Annotated in this window: 20 protein-coding genes; 10 read left to right on the forward strand and 10 right to left on the reverse strand. The window is 49.9% G+C overall.

Features of this window, described 5'->3' with window-relative positions; all coding sequences use genetic code 11:
* Positions 1 to 29: 29 nt before the first annotated feature.
* The 6 genes from gluQRS to ACN0TT_RS06695 all read left to right on the forward strand — a co-directional run bounded on the left by gluQRS (position 30) and on the right by ACN0TT_RS06695 (position 5,341).
* Positions 30 to 908: a tRNA glutamyl-Q(34) synthetase GluQRS gene (gene gluQRS / locus ACN0TT_RS06670; RefSeq protein WP_417761363.1), complete on the forward strand. Its 879-nt coding sequence runs from the start codon at positions 30 to 32 to the stop codon at positions 906 to 908.
* Positions 909 to 1,094: 186 nt separating this feature from the next.
* On the forward strand, positions 1,095 to 2,432 hold the full coding sequence (pcnB, locus tag ACN0TT_RS06675; protein WP_417761491.1) for a polynucleotide adenylyltransferase PcnB: 1,338 nt from the start codon (positions 1,095 to 1,097) through the stop codon (positions 2,430 to 2,432).
* Entirely contained in the window at positions 2,432 to 2,920 is a 489-nt protein-coding gene (folK, locus tag ACN0TT_RS06680; protein ID WP_417761364.1) for a 2-amino-4-hydroxy-6-hydroxymethyldihydropteridine diphosphokinase, read from the forward strand. Before pcnB ends, folK begins: the two co-directional genes overlap by 1 nt.
* Positions 2,921 to 2,999: 79 nt before the next feature.
* Positions 3,000 to 3,794, forward strand: coding sequence for a 3-methyl-2-oxobutanoate hydroxymethyltransferase (gene panB, locus ACN0TT_RS06685; RefSeq protein WP_417761365.1), 795 nt, complete (start codon positions 3,000 to 3,002; stop codon positions 3,792 to 3,794).
* Positions 3,795 to 3,813: 19 nt separating this feature from the next.
* Positions 3,814 to 4,659 (forward strand): pantoate--beta-alanine ligase, encoded by an 846-nt coding sequence (gene panC / locus ACN0TT_RS06690; protein WP_417761366.1) that lies wholly within the window; start codon positions 3,814 to 3,816, stop codon positions 4,657 to 4,659.
* A 208-nt stretch (positions 4,660 to 4,867) separates the two neighbouring features.
* Complete coding sequence (locus ACN0TT_RS06695) at positions 4,868 to 5,341, forward strand: DUF4124 domain-containing protein (RefSeq protein ID WP_417761367.1); 474 nt, start codon at positions 4,868 to 4,870, stop codon at positions 5,339 to 5,341.
* 38 nt (positions 5,342 to 5,379) lie between these two features.
* On the opposite strand, the gene ACN0TT_RS06700 is transcribed toward ACN0TT_RS06695, so the two are convergent.
* The 5 genes from ACN0TT_RS06700 to mpl form a co-directional block, all read right to left on the reverse strand.
* The gene (locus ACN0TT_RS06700) at positions 5,380 to 6,150 is read right to left on the reverse strand and encodes an ABC transporter permease (protein ID WP_417761368.1); all 771 of its coding nucleotides are present in this window, start codon (positions 6,148 to 6,150) and stop codon (positions 5,380 to 5,382) included.
* The gene (locus ACN0TT_RS06705) at positions 6,147 to 7,082 is read right to left on the reverse strand and encodes an ABC transporter ATP-binding protein (protein ID WP_417761369.1); all 936 of its coding nucleotides are present in this window, start codon (positions 7,080 to 7,082) and stop codon (positions 6,147 to 6,149) included. Before ACN0TT_RS06705 ends, ACN0TT_RS06700 begins: the two co-directional genes overlap by 4 nt.
* A gap of 80 nt (positions 7,083 to 7,162) precedes the next feature.
* Complete coding sequence (hpt, locus tag ACN0TT_RS06710; RefSeq protein ID WP_417761370.1) at positions 7,163 to 7,693, reverse strand: hypoxanthine phosphoribosyltransferase; 531 nt, start codon at positions 7,691 to 7,693, stop codon at positions 7,163 to 7,165.
* A gap of 7 nt (positions 7,694 to 7,700) precedes the next feature.
* Positions 7,701 to 8,330 (reverse strand): flavin prenyltransferase UbiX, encoded by a 630-nt coding sequence (locus ACN0TT_RS06715; RefSeq protein WP_417761371.1) that lies wholly within the window; start codon positions 8,328 to 8,330, stop codon positions 7,701 to 7,703.
* Positions 8,327 to 9,706, reverse strand: coding sequence for a UDP-N-acetylmuramate:L-alanyl-gamma-D-glutamyl-meso-diaminopimelate ligase (gene mpl, locus ACN0TT_RS06720; protein WP_417761372.1), 1,380 nt, complete (start codon positions 9,704 to 9,706; stop codon positions 8,327 to 8,329). The genes ACN0TT_RS06715 and mpl overlap by 4 nt, the downstream gene beginning before the upstream one ends.
* Before the next feature lie 241 nt (positions 9,707 to 9,947).
* On the opposite strand from mpl, the gene ACN0TT_RS06725 reads away from it, so the two are divergent.
* Genes ACN0TT_RS06725 through ACN0TT_RS06735 form a run of 3 tightly spaced genes read left to right on the forward strand, consistent with a single transcriptional unit; the run spans position 9,948 to position 12,726 of the window.
* Positions 9,948 to 11,276 carry a Na+/H+ antiporter NhaC family protein gene (locus ACN0TT_RS06725; protein ID WP_417761373.1) on the forward strand — a complete coding sequence of 443 codons (1,329 nt, stop codon included), beginning with the start codon at positions 9,948 to 9,950 and terminating at the stop codon, positions 11,274 to 11,276.
* Positions 11,277 to 11,335: 59 nt separating this feature from the next.
* Positions 11,336 to 12,013, forward strand: coding sequence for a hypothetical protein (locus ACN0TT_RS06730; protein WP_417761374.1), 678 nt, complete (start codon positions 11,336 to 11,338; stop codon positions 12,011 to 12,013).
* Positions 12,010 to 12,726, forward strand: a complete 717-nt coding sequence (locus ACN0TT_RS06735) for a pseudouridine synthase (RefSeq protein ID WP_417761375.1) — start codon at positions 12,010 to 12,012, stop codon at positions 12,724 to 12,726. The genes ACN0TT_RS06730 and ACN0TT_RS06735 overlap by 4 nt, the downstream gene beginning before the upstream one ends.
* Positions 12,727 to 12,793: 67 nt before the next feature.
* On the opposite strand, the gene fba is transcribed toward ACN0TT_RS06735, so the two are convergent.
* From fba to tkt, 4 genes are all read right to left on the reverse strand, one after another.
* On the reverse strand, positions 12,794 to 13,861 hold the full coding sequence (fba, locus tag ACN0TT_RS06740; RefSeq protein ID WP_417761376.1) for a class II fructose-bisphosphate aldolase: 1,068 nt from the start codon (positions 13,859 to 13,861) through the stop codon (positions 12,794 to 12,796).
* A 170-nt stretch (positions 13,862 to 14,031) separates the two neighbouring features.
* Entirely contained in the window at positions 14,032 to 15,207 is a 1,176-nt protein-coding gene (locus tag ACN0TT_RS06745; RefSeq protein ID WP_417761377.1) for a phosphoglycerate kinase, read from the reverse strand.
* A 176-nt stretch (positions 15,208 to 15,383) separates the two neighbouring features.
* The gene (epd, locus tag ACN0TT_RS06750; protein WP_417761378.1) at positions 15,384 to 16,394 is read right to left on the reverse strand and encodes an erythrose-4-phosphate dehydrogenase; all 1,011 of its coding nucleotides are present in this window, start codon (positions 16,392 to 16,394) and stop codon (positions 15,384 to 15,386) included.
* Between the two features lie 114 nt (positions 16,395 to 16,508).
* Positions 16,509 to 18,503: a transketolase gene (gene tkt, locus ACN0TT_RS06755; RefSeq protein ID WP_417761379.1), complete on the reverse strand. Its 1,995-nt coding sequence runs from the start codon at positions 18,501 to 18,503 to the stop codon at positions 16,509 to 16,511.
* 727 nt (positions 18,504 to 19,230) lie between these two features.
* Here tkt and metK point away from each other — a divergent pair.
* Positions 19,231 to 20,382: a methionine adenosyltransferase gene (gene metK, locus ACN0TT_RS06760; RefSeq protein ID WP_417761380.1), complete on the forward strand. Its 1,152-nt coding sequence runs from the start codon at positions 19,231 to 19,233 to the stop codon at positions 20,380 to 20,382.
* Between the two features lie 82 nt (positions 20,383 to 20,464).
* On the opposite strand, the gene ACN0TT_RS06765 is transcribed toward metK, so the two are convergent.
* Positions 20,465 to 21,169 carry a DUF3581 domain-containing protein gene (locus ACN0TT_RS06765; RefSeq protein WP_417761381.1) on the reverse strand — a complete coding sequence of 235 codons (705 nt, stop codon included), beginning with the start codon at positions 21,167 to 21,169 and terminating at the stop codon, positions 20,465 to 20,467.
* Positions 21,170 to 21,225 lie beyond the last annotated feature (56 nt).

The following is a 21,225-nucleotide window of genomic DNA, read 5'->3' on the forward strand; positions in this document are numbered from 1 at the left end:
GCCCCGCTCATTATTTGTATCGCTATACGATGTCTCACACCCATACTGCTGCTTATATCGGCCGCTTTGCGCCGTCACCTTCAGGTTCACTTCATTTTGGTTCTTTAGTTGCCGCTGTCGGTAGTTATCTGCGTGCCCGTGCCTGCCAAGGCAAGTGGCTACTGCGCATTGAAGATATTGACCCACCGCGAGAAGTCGAAGGCGCCGCCGACGATATCCGCCGCACATTGGAGCTGTTCGGCTTATGGTGGGATGACCAAGCGCTCTACCAAAGCCAACGTTTTGATGCCTACGATACCACCGTACAGCAACTACTTGCTCAGCAGGAAGCCTATTATTGTCACTGTACCCGCAAGCAGATCCAACAAGAGATGCACGGGGTGTATAACGGCCACTGTCGCCAACGTCAGTTGACCGATGGCGCCATTCGCCTCTACAACCGCGCAGCGGTGGCACAGTTTGACGATCTCCTGCTCGGCAATATTGAAGTCAGCGCCGATTTTGCCGCCGAAGATTACATTATTCAGCGCAGTGATGGCTTATACGCTTATCAATTAGCCGTCGTGCTTGATGATGCCTATCAAGGCGTCACTGAAGTGGTGCGCGGTGCCGACTTATTGGAAGCCAGTTGTCGTCAATTGACGCTATATCGTCAACTCGGGTTAGCCGAACCTAGCTTTATCCATTTGCCATTAGCGGCCACTAAACCTGGGTTTAAACTGTCCAAGCAAAACCACGCCACGGCGCTCAATAAAAAGCAGCCACACACCGAACTGGCCGAAGCTTTAGCTTTTTTAGGACAACCCGCTGTGAGCCTTGATAACCCTGAACGTATGCTCGCCCAAGCGGTAACTCAGTTCGATCTGCATGCAATTCCACGTAAAACCGAGATACTGATTAGCGACTGATATACTCATTGCGCCCTAATTGGTATATGATAGCCGCCAGTTTTTTCACCCGATTTTGTGTTAACTATTCAGAGGTGCACCATTTTTCGCCGTATCACGCAGTTCTGTAAGCAGTTGTTTGACGATGCTCAGACGGCCAAAAATTCTCAATCTACCCACGAGGATGGACAGCTAAGCTTGGAGATTATTCCCCGAGACGGCCATGACATCTCCCGTCGTCAAATCAGTGACAATGCGCTGAAGGTGTTGTATCGGCTGCATAAAGCGGGTTACCAAGCCTATTTAGTGGGTGGGGGCGTTCGAGATCTACTGCTAGGACAACAACCGAAAGATTTTGATGTTGTGACCGACGCTAAGCCGGAAGATATTAAAAAACTGTTCCGCAATAGCCGCTTAGTTGGCCGCCGTTTCCGTTTGGCGCACATTATGTTTGGCCGCGAAATCATCGAAGTAGCCACCTTCCGTGGCCATCACGTTGAATCAGACGATAAAATTTCTAAGACTAATGCTTCTGGTCGACTGCTGCGCGATAACGTGTATGGCAGCATCGATGAAGATGCCCAGCGCCGTGACTTTACCGTTAACGCGCTGTATTACAGCATTGGTGATTACTCTATTCGCAGTTATGGTGGCGGTATTCAAGATCTGCGCGAACGCACGCTGCGTTTGATTGGCGATCCAGAAACCCGTTACCGCGAAGACCCAGTGCGGATGCTTCGCGCGGTGCGTTTTGCCACCAAGCTCGGTATGGAGATCGAAGAGCGCACCGCGGCGCCAATTAAGCAATTGGCACCACTGCTCAAAGATATTCCAGCAGCGCGCATGTATGAAGAAGTGCTCAAACTCTTCTTTGCGGGTAAAGCCGTACAGAACTTTCGCATGTTGCGTGAATACCAACTGTTTACGCCGCTGTTTCCTTTAGTGGAAGCGCAGCTCAAAGAAGACCCACACGGCCCAGCAATGCGCCTGCTAGCTGAAGTGATGCAAAACACCGATGCCCGTATCGCTGAAGATAAGCCGGTCACGCCGACGTTCTTCTACGCTGCAATGCTGTGGTATCCGCTGCAAGCACGCGCACAAGATATTGCCTTGGAAAGTGGCTTAAGCCCGTATGATGCCTTCTTTGCCGCGATGGGTGATGTGTTTGAACAACAATGCCAAACCATCAGCATTCCACGTCGCTTTAGCGTACCCGCGCGTGATATTTGGCAGATGCAGCAACGCTTTGAACGCTCTAAAAACGGACGCGCCTTCAAGCTGCTTGAACATCCAAAATTCCGTGCAGCTTATGACTTGCTGTTGCTGCGTGCCGCCGCCGAAGGTGGTAACACCGCGAAGCTGGCGCAGTGGTGGCAACAATTTGTTGAAACCGATGACGATGCGCGCAAACAGCTGCTACAAAGCGGTGGTAATAGCCGCAGTGGTGGTCAACGCAACCGTAATGCCCAACAACGTCGCCGTCGCCCACCACGTCGCAAGACCGGTGAGGGCAAGCCGCAAGCTTCTAACGGAGCTGACGAGTAATGGCGTTGGTGTTTGTCGCACTGGGCGCGAATCTCGCTGAACCAGTGCAACAACTTAATTGCGCCAGTGTCGCCTTGCGCGCGCTGGCGGCGCCGGAAAGTTACCGTATCTCCCATTACGTGCAGTCTAAACCTATGGCGGGCATGGATCAGCCTGACTATATTAATGCCGTCGCAAGCTTTCAGACCGAGTTAAGCCCACTGGACTTACTCGACCAATTACAAGCGATTGAAATCGCCCAAGGCCGCGAACGTCATGAACATTGGGGTGCCCGCACGCTCGATCTTGATCTATTGCTGTATGATGAGCTGCAACTGCAACACCCTCGCTTGACTCTCCCCCATTACGATATGCAACAACGCGCTTTTGTATTGTTGCCGCTATATGAATTAGAACCAGAGTTGATCTTGCCCGATGGCACTCAGCTTGCGGCGTTAATTACTGATGCAATGCGACAGTCATTGCAGCCTTTACAAACGCCAGTTTAAGTTTCGACAGCCAACCGTTGCGCCAACCTTGATGTTGGCATATAACACTGTTCACTCTTTGCATTAGAAGATTATTGTTATGTCAAAAGTCACTGCTGCTACTCTGCTGAAATTTAAGCAGGAAGGGAAAAAATTTACATCGCTCACCGCTTACGACGCTAGTTTTGCCGCCGCTTTCGATGAAGAAGGTATCGATGCACTGCTAGTAGGTGACTCACTAGGGATGGTACTGCAAGGCCACGATAGCACGCTGCCTGTGACCATCGACGACATCGTCTATCACACCCGTTGCGTACGCCGCGGTATTAACCGAGCGCTGCTGATCGCAGACATGCCATTTATGTCTTATGCCACACCAGAACAGGGCATGGAAAACGCCGCTAAGCTCATGCAAGCGGGCGCGAACATGGTCAAACTGGAAGGCGGCGAGTGGATGCTGGAAACCGTGAAAAAGCTCACTGAACGCGGTATTCCAGTATGTGCCCACATCGGCCTGACCCCACAATTCGTCAACGTATTTGGTGGCTTTAAAGTGCAAGGCCGTGACGAAGAAAACGCCAAGCGTATTCTGAATGACGCCATTGCTTTTGAACAAGCAGGTGCACAACTGATTGTATTGGAATGTATTCCAGCCAAATTGGCGAAAGAGATTACTGACGCAGTCCATATTCCAGTGGTTGGTATCGGTGCGGGTAAAGATACCGACGGCCAAATTCTGGTGATGCACGATGTGCTGGGCATATCTAGCGGCTACATTCCACGTTTTTCAAAAAACTATCTGCTGCAAACTGGGGAAATTCGCTCTGCCATTCGCGCCTACATTGAAGAGGTGCAACAAGGCACATTCCCTAGCGAAGAGCACATTTTTAACTGATTAGCAGGACACGTTTACCATGTTAACCACTGCCAAGGTTGAAGAGATCCGCGCTCGCATTAAATGCTGGCGCCAGCAAGGCGAAAGCGTGGCTTTCGTTCCCACAATGGGCAACCTGCACCAAGGACATATCACGCTGGTAAAAGAAGCCAAACAACGGGCTGACCACGTGGTGGTATCAATTTTCGTTAACCCGTTACAGTTCGGTCAAAATGAAGACCTCGATGGCTACCCGCGTACCCTCGAAGCCGACCAAGCCAAACTGGTCGATGCTGGCTGCGAGATGCTGTTTGTTCCTACGCCAGCGATCATGTATCCGAAGGGTTTAGATAGACAAACCTTTATCGAAGTCCCGGGCATTTCAAACGAATTGTGCGGCGCCACGCGCCCAGGGCATTTCCGCGGTGTGGCAACGGTTGTCGCTAAACTGTTTAATATTGTGCAGCCAGATCTGGCACTGTTTGGGCGCAAAGATTACCAGCAGCTGCAAGTGATCCGCACGATGGTGGAAGATCTGTCTCTGCCAGTAGAAGTGATTGGTGTAGACACGGTACGCGAAGATACAGGCTTGGCCATGAGTAGCCGTAACGGTTATCTCACCGCTGAGGAAAAAGCCAAGGCACCTGCACTAAAACAGGCGTTAGATGCTTTAGCGACACACATCAGCGCCGGCGGCAATGTTGACAACGCCATTAGCGAATGCAAAGCCAGCCTAACGGCTGTAGGGCTAACGCCAGATTATATTGAAGTTCGCGAAGCCAGCACACTAGCGCCAGCCACCGACGCAGATCATGCATTGGTGGTATTAGCTGCCGCATACCTAGGTAAAGCGCGCTTAATTGATAACCTGACGTTTAATCGATAGCGCAGCGCTACTAAGGTTTAAAGCCTCCGCCATGGAGGCTTTTTATTGACGTTTTTCTGGCAGTTATTGTGATTTTGGCAGCACTCAAGCGTGGATATGTTTCTTTTTGGGTTATCTTGTTACAAAATCAACGCAGGATTATCACATTACTGCGATCACAGCGATGCACAACACAGGGAAAGTGTTACACCTTGGCCAGCGATTATTCATGATCGCCGTGGTTGCGGCGATACCGCAGCTACAGGCCGATACCGCCAGTTTTTATAAATGCCAGCTCGATGACAAAGTGGTATTTAGCCAGCAGCCCTGCCCGACTAACTTTGAAGAACATCGCCTTGATTACAAATACGGTGTCACCACGGTCACGGATAATCAGCAGGGGCAAAACCTTCTACAGCAGTTATTGGATAATCAAACACTCACTCAAGAGGAGTTTGTGAAACGAGTCGATCAGGAGATTTTCCGCCTACAGCAACGCAGCAGTGACTTAGAACTGATTAGAAACAGTGAACTGCAGAAATTAGATCGGCAACGCTTTTGGAAACAGGAGAGTGAAACCTCTGCCGAGTATCAGCAGCAGTTACAGCGACTCAATCGCTACTATGATGAGCAGCTACAGCAAAACAACAGCAAACTAGAGTTGCTGCGCCAACATAAACAAGCGGCGTTAGCTCAACACTAACGCCGCCATCAATTCCTATTGTCACTCAGCCTAACGGCTTAAGTACGCAAACCGATACCGCGCGATACCAGATAGTATGCCAAGCTCCACAGCGCTATGCAGAACACGCCGATGATAGCTAACGACATACTCACGCTGATATCAGCAAAGCCTAAAAAGCCGAAGCGGAATACGTTGATCATGTACACCACAGGGTTAAGCTTAGACACGTTCAACCAGAAGTCTGGCAGCAGTGACAGTGAGTAAAACACCCCGCCCAAATAGGTCAATGGCGTCAGCACAAAGGTAGGGATAATGCTGATGTCATCAAAGCTACGCGCAAATACCGCGTTAATTAAACCACCGAGGGCAAATAGCATTGAGGTAAGGAACACAGTAACAATCACCAACAACGGATGCTGCGGTTGAAAGTCGACAAAGAACATCGCCACTAGCGTGACAATTAAGCCCACCAACAAGCCTCGCGTCACCCCACCAGCGACATAGCCAGCAATCAGCACCCAATGTGGCACTGGCGCAACTAGAATTTCTTCCAAGTTACGTTGGAACTTGGCGCTGAAAAACGATGAGGCCACGTTGGAGTAGGAGTTAGTGATCACCGACATCATGATCAACCCAGGGGCAATAAACTCCATGTAAGATACGCCGCCCATGTCACCAATGCGGCTTCCCACCAAGTTACCGAAGATCAAAAAGTACAAAGTCATAGTGATTGCTGGCGGCAACAGCGTCTGAATCCAGATCCGCGTAAAACGAGTGATCTCTTTAATCAGGATGCTTTTAAAGGCGATAAAGTACAGGCCTCTCATGCTTTACCTCCTTTGGCGTTTTCTACCAGTGTCACAAACAACTCCTCTAGGCGGTTAGTTTTGTTACGCATAGACAGCACTTCAATATTTTGCTCAGTTAGGGCTGTAAATACCGCATTTAACCCCTGAGCTCTAGCCACATCGACTTCTAGCGTGGTGGCATCTAGCAAGCGGCCAGTAATGTCACCCAAATGTGGCAAGCTGCTGACGGGTTGTTCCAGATCTAACACGAAGGTTTCCATATCGAGTTTAGCCAGCAGTGATTTCATGCTGGTACACTCCACCAGAGTGCCTTTGTCGATAATGCCGATATTGCGGCACAGCATTTCCGCTTCTTCGAGATAGTGAGTCGTCAGAATAATGGTCACGCCTTCGGCGTTGATCTGCTGTAGAAATTCCCACATAGAGCGGCGGAGTTCGATATCGACCCCAGCCGTTGGTTCATCGAGGATCAGCAGACGTGGGTTATGCATCAGCGCGCGAGCAATCATCAAACGGCGCTTCATTCCGCCTGATAGCTGCCGTGCTGCGGCATTACGCTTTTCCCACAGATCCAACTGCTTAAGATACTTTTCAGCGCGAACAAACGCTTCAGCGCGTGGTACACCGTAATAACCCGCTTGGTTAACCACAATCTGCAACGGAGTTTCAAACTGGTTGAAGTTAAACTCCTGCGGTACCAAACCGATGCACAGTTTGGCCTGTTCCAGCTGGCGGTCGAGGTCTAAGCCAAACACTTCTACCTTGCCACCCGTTTTGTGTACCAGTGAACTGATGATACCTATGGTGGTCGATTTACCGGCACCATTCGGGCCCAGTAAAGCAAAGAAATCGCCCTGCTCTACGGCAAGATCAATCCCTTTAACGGCTTCAACACCGCCTTTATAGGTTTTTTTTAGGTTGTCCAGTTTCAACGCCAGACTCGTCGTCATGTCGTGTACCTCTGTCTAATGAAACAAAACTCCCGCAGAGTGCGGGAGCCTTTGGGTCAGATAAGCCGCCAAGCGAATAATTATTCTTGTGGGATCACTTTGGCAATGTAGGGCAGATTGCGATACTGCTCGGCATAGTCAATGCCGTAACCTACAACAAACTCATCAGGGATGGTGAAACCGACAAAGTCGACATGTACGTCAACTTCGCGACGATCTGGCTTATCCAATAAGGTACAGATCGCTAAACTTTTGGGGTCGCGTAGACGCAACATTTCGCGCACTTTATACAAGGTATTACCAGAGTCGATGAGATCTTCCACAATCAACACATGGCGGCCTTCGATATCGGATTGCACATCCTTGAGAATCTTCACATCGCGACTGCTGGTCATAGTGTTGCCATAGCTAGAGACTGACATAAAGTCGATCTCAACATGGCCTTTGATGCGACGGCACAGGTCAGCCATAAAGACTACCGAGCCTTTCAGCAGGCCAACCATCAGCAGCTTATCACTATCTTCATAATGCGCGTTGATACGCGCTGCCAGTTCATCCAGTTTTTTATCAATTTCTACAGCAGAAATCATCACTTCTGTGGTGTGTTTCATAGCTTTCTCAATCTTGTGCAACATGTTGCTGGGGAGTGGTGTAACCCCAACGTCCAGTAAGCGAATGCTCTACTCCGAGATGGTCGAGAATTCGAGCGACCACGAAGTCTATCAGATCTTGTACAGTTTGGGGATGGTGATAAAAGCCCGGCGCCGCAGGCATAATCACTGCGCCCATGCGGGTTAGCGTTAACATATGCTCTAAGTGAATGGCATTAAAGGGCGTTTCCCGCGGGACCAGCAATAGTTGGCCGCGCTCTTTCAACACCACATCAGCAGCACGTTCTAACAAACTGTTGCTCATACCGGTCGCCACGGCGGCCAAAGTGCCGGTGGAACAGGGGCAGATCACCATCTGCTTCGGTGCAGCGGAGCCGGAGGCTGGCGGCGAAAACCACTCGTCTTTGCCCAGCACTGTCAGAGTGCCACTGCTGGGCATCAGCGCCCGCAATTGCTCGGTCGCCTTTTCTGGGGCAGCACTCAGTTTAAGATCATTCTCTGTCGCTAATACCACACGGGCGGCGCTAGAGATCATCAAAAACACTTGATAATCGGCCTTGAGCAGGCACTCAAGCAGTCTTAAGCCGTACGGCGCTCCTGAGGCGCCAGTCCAAGCTAGGCTAATAGTCTTGCTCATGCTTTCTCCGCAAATTTGGCTTCAAGTGCCGTAATAATCTTGTCGTGTACGCCGCCAAAGCCACCGTTGCTCATCACCACAATGGTGTCATGTGGCTGTGCTTCGGCCACAACGTCGGCCACTAAGTTATCCAGTTGCTGATAGACCGTAGCAGGAATTGGCGCGTTAGCCATCGCTCCGGCCATATCCCAATGCACATTGTCGGCTTGATAAAGATAGCCAATATCCGCCTTAGCCATGGAGGCCGCTAACGTATTTTGGTGTACACCACGCTTCATCGTGTTAGAACGTGGCTCTAGCACGACCAAGATCCGCTTATCGCCCACATTGGCACGTAAGCCATCCAAGGTGGTGGCAATCGCTGTTGGATGATGGGCAAAGTCGTCAAACACTTGTACCTGATTCACCTCTGCCAGTAACTCTAAACGGCGTTTTGGCGGCATAAACTTAGCCAGCGCTTGCAGTGCATCTTGTGGATGTACCCCGACATGACGCGCGGCGGCCATCGCCATGGTGGCGTTTTCCATGTTGTGGCGGCCGAGCAGCGACCAGTTCAGTTCACCTTGCAACTCACCGTTTAAACTCACAGCAAAATGGTGGCCATCTTCTGCAAGCGGTTTAGCATGCCAGTTACCTTGTGCATCGTTATGGCTAAAGGTCTCTTGTTCGCTCCAACAACCTTGACCGATAACATCGCGCACTGCTTGGCTATCGGCAGGCCAAATCACTCGGCCAGTTTGTGGTACTAAGCGTAGCAAATGATGGAACTGTTTTTGGATAGCCGCCAGATTGTCGAAGATATCGGCATGATCAAATTCGAGATTGTTGATCACTAAGGTACGCGGTTGGTAATGGACAAACTTGGAGCGTTTATCGAAAAAGGCGCTGTCGTATTCATCGGCTTCCACCACAAAAAACGGCGTGTTCCCCAAGCGAGCAGACACCCCAAAGTTACGGGGAATACCACCAATCAAAAAGCCCGGCTGATAACCGCAATCTTCTAGAATCCACGCCAACATGCTGGCAGTCGACGTTTTACCGTGGGTGCCCGACACCGCGAGTACCCAACGCTCAGGTAGAATATAGTCATGCAAAAACTGTGGGCCAGAGGTGTAACGTAAGCCTTGTTCTAACACCGCTTCGACACAGGGATTGCCGCGGCTCATGGCATTGCCTATCACCACTAAATCGGGGATGGGGTCAAGTTGTGCGGGGGCAAAACCTTGAATTAACTCAATGCCTTGTTGTTCCAGCTGTGTGCTCATTGGCGGGTAGACGTTAGCGTCTGATCCCGTCACTTTATGCCCCATGGCACGGGCTAATAAGGCTAAGCCACCCATGAAGGTGCCACAGACGCCAAGAATATGAACGTGCATGAAAAATTCCTCTGAAAAGACTGCCGCTTATTCTAACGATACCGCCTGCGCTTGTCAGTGAATGCTGGCTGACGTAGGTGATAAATTATAAATAGAAGTAAAAACATCTAGACGTCTAAATTGACAAAAAACAGCGTTTTTCTTATGCTGGCCAACATTAGCACAGGCACCCTATAACGCCTGGTACCGCTGAACGACACAATAATAATTCAACACGCTGTTTATACGAGAGAAATCCGTTTTGTCTAACGCTACAACACCCACTAAAGGGCACTTTATTGCCCTACTGCCGTTATTGCTGTTTCTTGTGCTATTTATTGGCGCAGGTGTGTATTTTCAATTACTGGGTAAGGATCACGCCTTCTATCAAATACAGACACCGGTAGCGATCATTCCAGCTATCATTCTGGCCATTTTACTGTCGAAGCAAACACTTAACCAAGCGTTAGAAACCTTTATGGCGGGTATCGGCCATAGCAATATTATTGCCATGTGCCTGATCTATCTGTTGGCAGGTGCGTTTGCCGCAGTAGCTAAAGCCACTGGCGGTGTCGATGCCACCGTGGCACTGGGCTTACAGTTCATTCCTGCACAATACCTGCTGCCCGGCTTTTTTATCATTGCCGCGTTTATTGCTACCGCAATGGGCACCTCCATGGGCACCATTGCCGCAGTGGCGCCGATTGCCTTTGGTATCTCTGAAGAAGCCAATATCTCCCATGTATTGATGGCAGGTGCGGTGATGTCAGGCGCGCTGTTCGGCGATAACTTGTCGATCATCTCCGATACCACCATTGCCGCCACCCGCACGCAAGGCTGCGGTATGAGAGAAAAATTCCGTGAAAACTTGGTGTTCTCGCTGCCATCGGCAGTCATCACCCTGATACTATTTGCCTTGGTATCTAACGGCCAAGCACAAATAGCGCCGCAGAACGTCGATATGATTGCGGTATTGCCTTACCTCAGCATTCTGCTGTTGGCATTGCTGGGGGTAAATGTGTTCGTGGTGCTGACCATAGGTATTGTATTGGCTGGTGTCACTGGTATGGTGTCGTCGGATTATGAGTTTTTGAAATTCACCCAAGACATCTATGAAGGCTTCAAGAATATGTTGGAGATCTTCGTACTATCGATGTTCGTAGGTGGCCTAGCAGCGTTAATGCAACAACAAGGCGGTCTCAGCTTTGTCAGTGGTATCATCGAAAAACTGCTCCAACGTTTCTCACGCAAACAAGGTGACGCCTCTTGCCGCGCGGCAGAGTTTGGCATGGCTGGCATTGTCGCTATGACTAACGCCTGCGTTGCCAACAATACCGTGTCAATTGTGGTATCTGGCGACATCGCCAAACAACTCGCAGAGAAACATGACGTTTCCGCCAAACGCGCTGCCAGTGTGCTCGATATCTTCGCCTGTGTGGTTCAAGGACTGATCCCGTACGGCGCACAAGCACTCATGGTCGCCAGTTATTTTAAGATTTCGCCGCTGCAAGCCGTTTCTTGTGTCTGGTATTGTATTATACTTGCGATGATCTCCTTGGCTGTTATCTTCTTTCGCCCAAGAAGTGACTAATTTTCTCAATATTACAACTACTCAGCCAAGGGATGGCATACAGTTTTAGGCAGTATTTTATGTCAGCGTATGAGCCATTCCATCAACGCGATTTGACCCGTTTTGCGTACTATTTTGCAGTTATCGGGGTCGCAATTGCCGTTTTAGGTATTTTTGTTTCAGTATTCGCCGCGTTCCATTTTCATGGTGTCGACGCTCTCAATATGCGTATTGATAAACTCGGCGATTACCTCAACTCCCCCATGGCGTTCTTATTTAATATCTCGTTATTGCTTTGCGGCGGTTTTTTCGCGCTGGCAATGAGCGTGCTTATCCGCCAAAAATTCAATGTCAGCACCAATATTCTAGCGGTCTTTGGCATCATCACTGGCGTCGGTTTAGTGGTGGCGGGCTTGTACCCGTTTAACGAGCTACACCCGCATCAAATTGGCGAGATGATCTATGTCATCGGCAGTATTTTGGTATTTGGCATGCTACTGTTTAACTTCTGCCGCTGCCGTACCTTGTGTGGTCCCGTAACTGGCGCGCTCAGCTTTTGTGGGCTAGTGGCTGGCATCTGGTTGATGCTGCACGTTAGCAGTGTCGACTTGGACTATCACCCCTGTGATAGATTCTATTGCGCCTTATATCCGGTGATGTGGTTACATTCCTTTATGGCGATTTTGGTGGCGTTATCTATGGGCTCCACCGTGCTGCGTTTGGGGCTGACCCGCGAAATCACCATGCCCGAGCTATGAGTGACACCGCCAGCATTCGCTTAGCCCATTTTCTTGCACAAGCTGGCGTCTGCTCCCGCCGCCAAGCCGCAAGGCTGATTCAAGCCCAGCGCGTCACGGTTAACGGCGTTGTTGGTCAACATCAGCAACGTCTAAGCCTGACAACAACCCTGCAAGTACGACTTGATGGTGAGTTAATTCAGCCGCTGGTGCCAGCGATTTACTGGCTCTATCACAAACCTGTTGGCGTGGATTGCCGTTTGCTGAGCGACGATAACAGCAGCTTGCTACAGCGCCTGCCCGCCAGCAACCATTGCTATCCGGTGGGACGTTTAGATAAAGACTCACGCGGATTACTGCTGATCACTAATGATGGCACGCTAACACAGCAGTTATTGCATCCCGATTTTGACCATCAAAAATGCTATCAGGTGAGAGTGAATAAGTCGCTCACAGCCGATTTTGCGCAGCAGATGATGCAAGGGTTGGATTACGGCGCTGGGCTGACACGCCCTTGCCAAGTACTTCAATTAAGTGACCAACAATTTAGTATCACCCTCACCGAAGGCAAAAAACGGCAAATCCGCCGCATGTGCCGCCATTTAGGGTTTCAGGTCACGGACTTGCTGCGGACACACATCGGCGAGTTAGCGCTGGGAAAGTTGGCAGAAGGCTGCTTTCGCGCCCTCACTGACGCAGAGGTTGCGCGGCTAAACCAAATCAAGCAAGCATAAAAAACCCGCTTTCGCGGGTTTTGTCTAGGCTAGGTTTCACACCTTGGGCGCATTAGTGCGAACGAGTTCACTTGTTGATCTTAGGATCTAACTCGCCAGTTTGATAACGCTTGTACATCGCTTGCAACGACAGCGGCTTAATCTTCGAGCCCATACCGGCAGTACCGAACGCTTCATAGCGTTCAACGCAGATTTCCGCCATCGCATCCATGGATGCTTTGAGGAATTTACGCGGGTCAAATTCGCTTGGATGCTCAGCCATAAACTTACGGATGGCACCGGTAGACGCCAGACGCAAATCGGTATCAATATTCACTTTACGCACACCGTGTTTGATACCTTCAACGATCTCTTCCACTGGTACGCCGTAGGTTTCTGGAATTTCACCACCATATTGGTTGATGATTTCCAGCCAGTATTGGGGTACTGAAGAGGAACCATGCATCACCAAGTGCGTGTTAGGAATACGCGCGTGGATCTCTTTGATGCGGTCGATACGCAATACATCGCCTGTCGGCTTTTGGCTGAACTTGTAGGCGCCGTGGCTGGTACCGATGGCAATCGCCAGCGCATCTACGTGGGTATCAGCCACAAACTGGGCCGCTTCATCGGGACTGGTCAGCAACTGCTCATGGCTCAATACACCCGCAGCACCAACGCCGTCCTCTTCACCAGCGGTGCCGGTTTCTAAGCTACCTAAGCAGCCGATTTCACCTTCAACCGATACGCCACAAGCGTGAGCGAAGGCAACAGTACGGCGAGTCACTTCGACGTTGTAGTCATATGAGGCTGGGGTTTTACCGTCGGCCATCAATGAACCGTCCATCATCACAGATGACATACCCAACTGAATCGAACGTTGGCACACGTCCGGGTGGGTACCGTGGTCTTGATGAATGCACACTGGAATATCTGGATATTGCTCTAATGCAGCGGCCATCAGATATTTCAAAAATTGTGGGCGAGCATATTTACGCGCACCGGCTGACGCTTGCACGATCACCGGACTATCAGTGGCTTCTGCCGCTTGCATGATAGCGCGCATCTGTTCGAGGTTATTTACGTTAAAAGCGGGTACACCGTAACCGTGTTCCGCCGCGTGGTCCAACAATTGACGAAGGGAAATTAGGGACATCTCTTCTTATCTCCATAATGAGGTGATGGTCAATCACCGATGTCATTATTTAAATGTTTTTGTTTGAATCGAACGTGATTCAAACGAGCAGTGCAATGCCATCAGTCATAGCTGCGGCTTATGGTTATAAATGCTCCCGGTCATGGCCGGGAGCTTATGGTTATTCTATGTTAGTTGCCGCGAGCAGTTAGCATCGCCACGGCGGGCAGTTCTTTGCCTTCAAGGAATTCAAGGAAGGCACCACCACCCGTTGAGATGTATGACACTTTGTCAGCAATCTCATATTTATCCACCGCGGCTAAGGTGTCACCACCGCCTGCGATAGAGAATGCTGGTGATTCCGCAATCGCTTGCGCGATACGTTTAGTGCCAGCACCAAACTGGTCAAACTCAAACACGCCTACTGGGCCATTCCAAACAATAGTACCGGCATTCATGATGATTTTTGCCAAGGCTTCTGCGCTGTCTGGACCAATATCAAAAATCATATCGTCGTCATCGACATCGCTTACCGCTTTCAGTGTTGCTTCAGCAGTTGGGCTAAACTCTTTACCGGTTACAACGTCAGTGGGTACAGGAATATCACCACCACGGCTTTGGGCATTATCCACGAGGCGTTTGGCTTCATCGATCAAATCCGCTTCGTAGAGCGATTTACCGACACCGTTGCCTGCTGCCGCAATGAAGGTGTTGGCGATACCGCCACCCACCACCAATTGGTCAACGATTTTTGACAGGCTTTCCAGTACGGTAAGCTTAGTCGACACTTTGGAGCCACCAACGATAGCCACCAGCGGACGTTTTGGATTGTCCATCGCTTGCGCCAATGCTTCTAACTCAGCCGCCAGCAGTGGGCCAGCACAGGCGATTGGTGCAAACATGCCCACGCCATGAGTTGATGCTTGCGCGCGGTGTGCAGTACCAAAGGCATCCATCACATAGACATCACACAGTGCAGCCAGCTTTTTCGACAGCGCTTCGTCGTTTTTCTTTTCGCCTTTGTTGAAGCGGACGTTTTCAAATACCACCACTTCACCCACTTTGGCATCTACACCATCCAGATATTCGGTGGCCAGACGTACCGGACAATCGAGCGCTTTGGTCAGATAATCCACCACGGGTTGCAGTGAGAACTCTGAATTATATTCACCTTCAGTTGGACGGCCGAGGTGGGACATCACCATCACTGCGGCGCCTTTTTCTAGCGCCAGTTTGATGGTGGGTAGTGACGCGCGCAGACGCGCATCACTGGTGACCACGCCGTCCGCCACGGGAACGTTTAAATCTTCACGGATCAGTACACGCTTACCTTGCAGATCCAATTCCGACATTTTAATAATTGCCATAATTTCAACTTCCTTAATTGCACAAAAACAATTCGGTTTTCGTAAGAGGCTGCTTACCTTTAGTGTTTATTTTTTGTTCAAATTAAACGCATTATAAGCGAGGCGCAACCAGTGACGCTTAGTCAACCAGCAACGATAAACAGCCCCTAATGCCGCCTTCCCTGCCGCACTGAAAATTATTTGCTGGCAAACATTGCCAAGCTGGTGTCGAGCATGCGGTTAGCAAACCCCCACTCGTTATCGCACCAGAGTAATAACTTAATCAAGTGTCCATCACTGACACGCGTTTGGGTACCGTCCACAATACTGGAGCGCGGATCATGATTAAAGTCGCATGATACCAAAGGCTCATCGGTATAGCCCAGAATGCCTTCCAGCTTACCACTTGCAGCGCCTTTGAGAACGTTATTCACCTTCGCAACATCAACTCTTTTTGTCACTGTGAGCGAGACATCAATTGCAGTGACATTGACCGTGGGCACCCGCACAGAAATTGCCTCAAATTTATCCTTCATCTGCGGCAAGATGCGTTCTATCCCGCGGGCGAGTTTAGTATCAACCGGAATAATCGATTGGCTGGCCGCGCGCGTGCGGCGTAAATCATCGTGATAGGCATCAATCACCTGCTGGTCATTCATTGACGCATGAATGGTGGTAATGGCACCGCTTTTGATTTCAAACTGCTTATCTAATTCGGCAATCACCGGAATGATGCAGTTGGTGGTGCAGGAGGCGTTGGACACCATGCGATGTTCTGGCTGGATCAGCTCGTCATTAACGCCATACACAATGGTGGCATCAACATCGGCTGAGGCCGGATGGCTGATCAGTACTTTCTTGGCCCCCGCTTGCAGGTGAGCTTCGCAGGCGGCGCGATCTTGCAGCGCGCCAGTGGCCTCAATGACTAAGTCGATATCCAGAGCCTGCCACGGCAATTGTCTAGCATCAGCCTCGTGCAGCAAAATAATACTGTCGTTACCTATCTGCATTTGCTGCTGGCACAGCTCTGCCCGCTGAGCAAAACGGCCGTGAGTGGTATCGTAGTTGGTAAGATGCACCATCGCCTCTGGCTTGGCTAACTCATTGATGGCAACAACTTGCAGCTGTTGTCGCTTGCCTGATTCATACAGGGCGCGTAACACCGACCGGCCGATGCGACCATAACCATTGATTGCCACTCTGATCATTACTACGTCTATTGCTCCAGCGAAGGGTAAATACAACAACGGCCTATCATATGACAGGCCGTTGTAATTGGCGAGACGCCAGCTGAAAGTTCAGCGTATTTGTTCAGATATCTATCAGAATAATGCGTTTGCCTTAGCAACCACGTTTTCGACAGTGAAACCAAACTCTTTGAACAGTGCAGCACCAGGTGCAGATTCACCGAAGGTGGTCATGCCCACAACTGCGCCTTCAAAACCAACATACTTGATCCAGAAGTCAGCATGCGCAGCTTCAATAGCGACACGCTTAGTCACAGCTTTTGGCAGTACCGACTCTTTGTAGGCGGCATCTTGCGCATCAAACTCAGTGGTTGATGGCATAGACACTACGCGCACTTGCTTACCTTGTTCGGTCAATGCTGCGGCAGCATCCACCGCCAACTGCACTTCACTACCGGTAGCGATCAGGATCAGCTCTGGCGTGCCAGCACAATCTTGCAGTACGTAACCGCCTTTAGCTACGTTTGCCAGCTGTTCGCTAGTACGTGCTTGCGCTTGCAGGTTTTGACGGCTGAAGATTAAAGACGTTGGTGCATCACGACGTTCAATGGCCGCTTTCCAAGACACAGCGGTTTCTGCCGCGTCACATGGGCGCCATACTGACATTCTTGGCGTCATACGCAGGTTAGCCAGTTGTTCAACCGGTTGGTGCGTAGGACCGTCTTCACCTTGACCGATAGAGTCATGGGTGTAAACGAAGATGTTTTGAATACCCATCAGCGCTGACATACGTACCGCGTTACGAGCGTATTCCATAAACATCATGAAGGTTGCGCCGTAGTTGATAAAGCCACCATGCAACGAGATACCGTTCATGATGCCGCTCATACCAAATTCACGCACACCGTAGTAAATGTAGTTACCAGCAGGGTCTTCTTGGATACCTTTTGAACCTGACCATAAGGTCAAGTTAGAACCCGCTAAGTCAGCACTGCCGCCTAACATTTCTGGTAACGCAGCACCGAATGCGGCAATCGCATTTTGTGACGCTTTACGGCTAGCAATGCCTTCGCCTTTTGCTTGGCATTCTTCGATAAACGCTTGTGCTTTGGCTTCGAAATCAGCAGGCAGTTCACCTTTGATCACACGGCGTTCATATTCAGCAGCCAACTCTGGGTATGCTTTAGCGTAAGCGGCAAACTTATCGTTCCAAGTGGCTTCATTGGCTTTGCCCGCTTCTTTGGCATCCCAACCTGCGTAGACGTCAGCAGGGATTTCAAACGGTGCATATGGCCAGCCCAAGAACTCACGTGCTGCAGCGATTTCTTCATCGCCCAGTGGTGAGCCGTGGCAATCGTGGCTGCCTGATTTGTTTGGTGAACCAAAACCGATGATAGTTTTGCAACAGATCATGGTTGGTTTGTCAGTTACCGCTTTGGCGGCTTCAATAGCAGCGCGGATAGCATCGCTATCGTGACCATCTACGTCAGCAATGACATGCCAGCCGTAAGCTTCGAAACGTTTTGGCGTATTGTCAGTGAACCAACCTTCAACATGGCCGTCGATAGAAATACCGTTGTCATCCCAGAAGGCGATCAGTTTGCCAAGGCCCAAAGTGCCTGCCAGTGAACAAGCTTCATGGGAGATACCTTCCATCAAGCAGCCGTCACCCAAGAAGCAGTAGGTGTAGTGGTCAACAATATCGTGACCGTCACGGTTGAACTGTGCCGCTAAGGTTTTTTCGGCTATCGCCATACCTACCGCGTTGCTGATACCTGCGCCCAGTGGGCCGGTAGTGGTTTCAACACCTGGGGTGTAACCATACTCTGGGTGGCCCGGCGTTCTAGAATGCAACTGACGGAACTGTTTGAGATCTTCGATACCCAAATCGTAGCCGCTCAAGTGCAGCAACGAGTAGATCAACATTGAGCCGTGGCCGTTGGACAATACGAAACGATCGCGATCGGACCATTTTGGGTTGGTCGGATTGTGCTTTAGAAAATCATTCCACAGTACTTCAGCAATGTCTGCCATGCCCATAGGCGCACCTGGGTGTCCTGATTTGGCCTTTTGAACAGCATCCATACTAAGTGCACGAATAGCGTTAGCGAGTTCTTTCCGAGAAGACATGCTCTCTCCTGCTTAAATGTGAGGTCTGAAGGTTAAAAAATGTGATGTGCATCATTCTCACGCAGAGAGAGCAATGAATCAAATAAAATTCCACCGCAGCTTATTGCGCTTTAGCGATAAAAAAGCACGAACGCTTATAAAACGTTCAACATTATTGAAAACTTATTAACAAAACCTAAGTTGCAATCGAAAATCCCTCGTGACCGCAGGTCCACGAGAATCAGGCGCATCACTGGCTGAGTGCGATGAAATAAGGCAAGAGCAATGGCCATGTAGCCGATTACGCCAGCAACAGCTAATCTTTACCAACAATGAAAACGATTGCCTTGTTCATTTAGTTCGATAAATCCGCCAGTATTATCGATAACGCCCAACAGGTCATTGCCATTTCTAACGCGGTTAACAATAACTGTGGCCATCTGTGACTGCCTTGCGCGACAGCCTGCGCGCCGCTGGTTGCGGATTTACCAATCAATGTCATCGCGCCCAATGGCGGCTTTGCACTATTTGCCAAGGTCACGCGCTTCAAGGCATAGCGCGGTTGACATTAATCAGTGAGATGCCGATGCAGATCACGTGTAAGACTGATTCGTCGCTTGCTAATGCACAATTTCTGACATTGGGGGTGTTATCAGGGCAGATTTTGATTAAAATAGCCGTCTAGATGGAAAAGCATCTAAACTGCTTTTACCGAGTTGTCACACTCACTAACGAGATTTTCCTTATTATGGCAAGACACCTGTTTACCTCTGAGTCAGTCTCAGAAGGACATCCAGACAAAATCGCCGATCAGATTTCTGATGCGGTGCTTGACGCCATTCTGGCCCAAGACCCTAAGGCCCGCGTCGCATGTGAAACTTATGTCAAAACTGGCATGGTAATGGTTGGCGGTGAAATCACCACTTCTGCTTGGGTTGATATTGAAGAGTTAACCCGTAACACTGTACGCGAAATTGGCTACACCAGCTCAGATATGGGCTTTGATGCTAACTCTTGCGCAGTGTTGAGTGCCATTGGTAAGCAATCGCCAGACATCAACCAAGGCGTTGATCGTCAAGCTCCTAAAGAACAAGGCGCGGGTGACCAAGGTCTGATGTTCGGTTACGCCAGCAACGAAACTGACGTACTGATGCCAGCGCCTATCACCTACGCACATGCGTTGGTGAAACGTCAATCTGAAGTACGCAAAGCGGGCATCCTGCCTTGGTTGCGTCCAGATGCAAAATCACAAGTTACCTTTGCTTATGATGAAGGCAAGATTGTTGGCATTGACGCTATCGTATTGTCGACTCAACATCACGAAGATGTCTCAATGAAAGAGCTGCAGGAAGGCGTGATGGAAACCATCATCAAACCTACTCTGCCAGCTGAATGGTTGAGCAAAGACACCAAGTACTTCATCAACCCAACTGGCCGTTTCGTTATCGGTGGCCCAATGGGTGACTGTGGTCTGACTGGCCGTAAAATCATTGTAGATACCTACGGTGGTATGGCTCGTCACGGTGGTGGTGCTTTCTCTGGTAAAGACCCATCAAAAGTTGACCGTAGTGCCGCATACGCTGCCCGTTACGTAGCGAAAAACTTGGTTGCTGCGGGTCTGGCTGACCGTTGTGAAATCCAAGTGTCTTACGCTATCGGTGTGGCAGAGCCAACCTCTATCAGCGTTGATACCTTTGGCACCGGTAAAATCCCACAAGAGAAATTGGTACAGTTGGTACGTCAACACTTCGATCTGCGCCCATACGGCCTGACTGAAATGTTGGATCTGGCTCGCCCAATCTACCAACAGACCGCGGCTTACGGCCACTTTGGTCGTGAAGAGTTCCCTTGGGAAAAGACCGACAAGGTTGACATCCTGAAAGCGGACGCTGGTCTGTAATCACTCACTTAGGTTAGACATAATTAAGGCGCCAATCGGCGCCTTAATTTTTTGCTTGTTGAGACTCACCGCCGAGCGGTGGTTAACTCACTTGCTCAGCACGCACACGATAACGTTCAATCATGTCATCAATGGCGTCTTGCTCTAATGGACGCAAGCCACTCATCACCAGCGTTTTACAACCGATGCCCACTTCACGCTCGCCACTCATCAACTTGAATGACAAAGTCACATCACCGCGCTTGCCGTCCACAACCATGGTTTTATCGATCAGTTGTAACTCAACGTCATCAAAGTCGAGGGTAGTCAGCTCAAAGCCCATGCTTTCATAGATCACCAACGGCCGAGCTGGGTTAATCATCAATTGATGTTCTTGCATCAACGGCACAATAGCGTGAGTAAAGTTAAGGCCAGAAAAGGCCACATAGCTGCGGATAAACGAAGCAAGTTGCTTATCACAGTGACGTTTGTCGCCGCTGCGGTTAGCTTGCAGATAAGGCTTGTCGTTTTCATCTTCAACGCGGATCAGCTCGTTGGAGACTTCGCGAAAATGCAGCGGTACTTCATCGCCCACCATACCTTCAAACCGAAACTGCATCTTTTGACTCAGGCCATACTCGCCCAACACTAATGCAAATAGCAGATCACCAGGCACTACAAAACGCTTGGCATCCTCATCATGGATGGGGTTAACGTCACCAGCAACCTTTTTGGCAAAATCACTCGCTTGCTTGCGCGTGATCGAAATAACATTATTTTGCTTATTAAAATAATCAGTTAGGAACATTTATCGCTCTACTTTTACAACAGCTTCTGTCAGTTTCAAAAAAATTGCGCACAGTC

The sequence above is a fragment of the Shewanella sp. genome, from assembly GCF_048265805.1.
Taxonomy (GTDB): Bacteria; Pseudomonadota; Gammaproteobacteria; order Enterobacterales; family Shewanellaceae; genus Shewanella.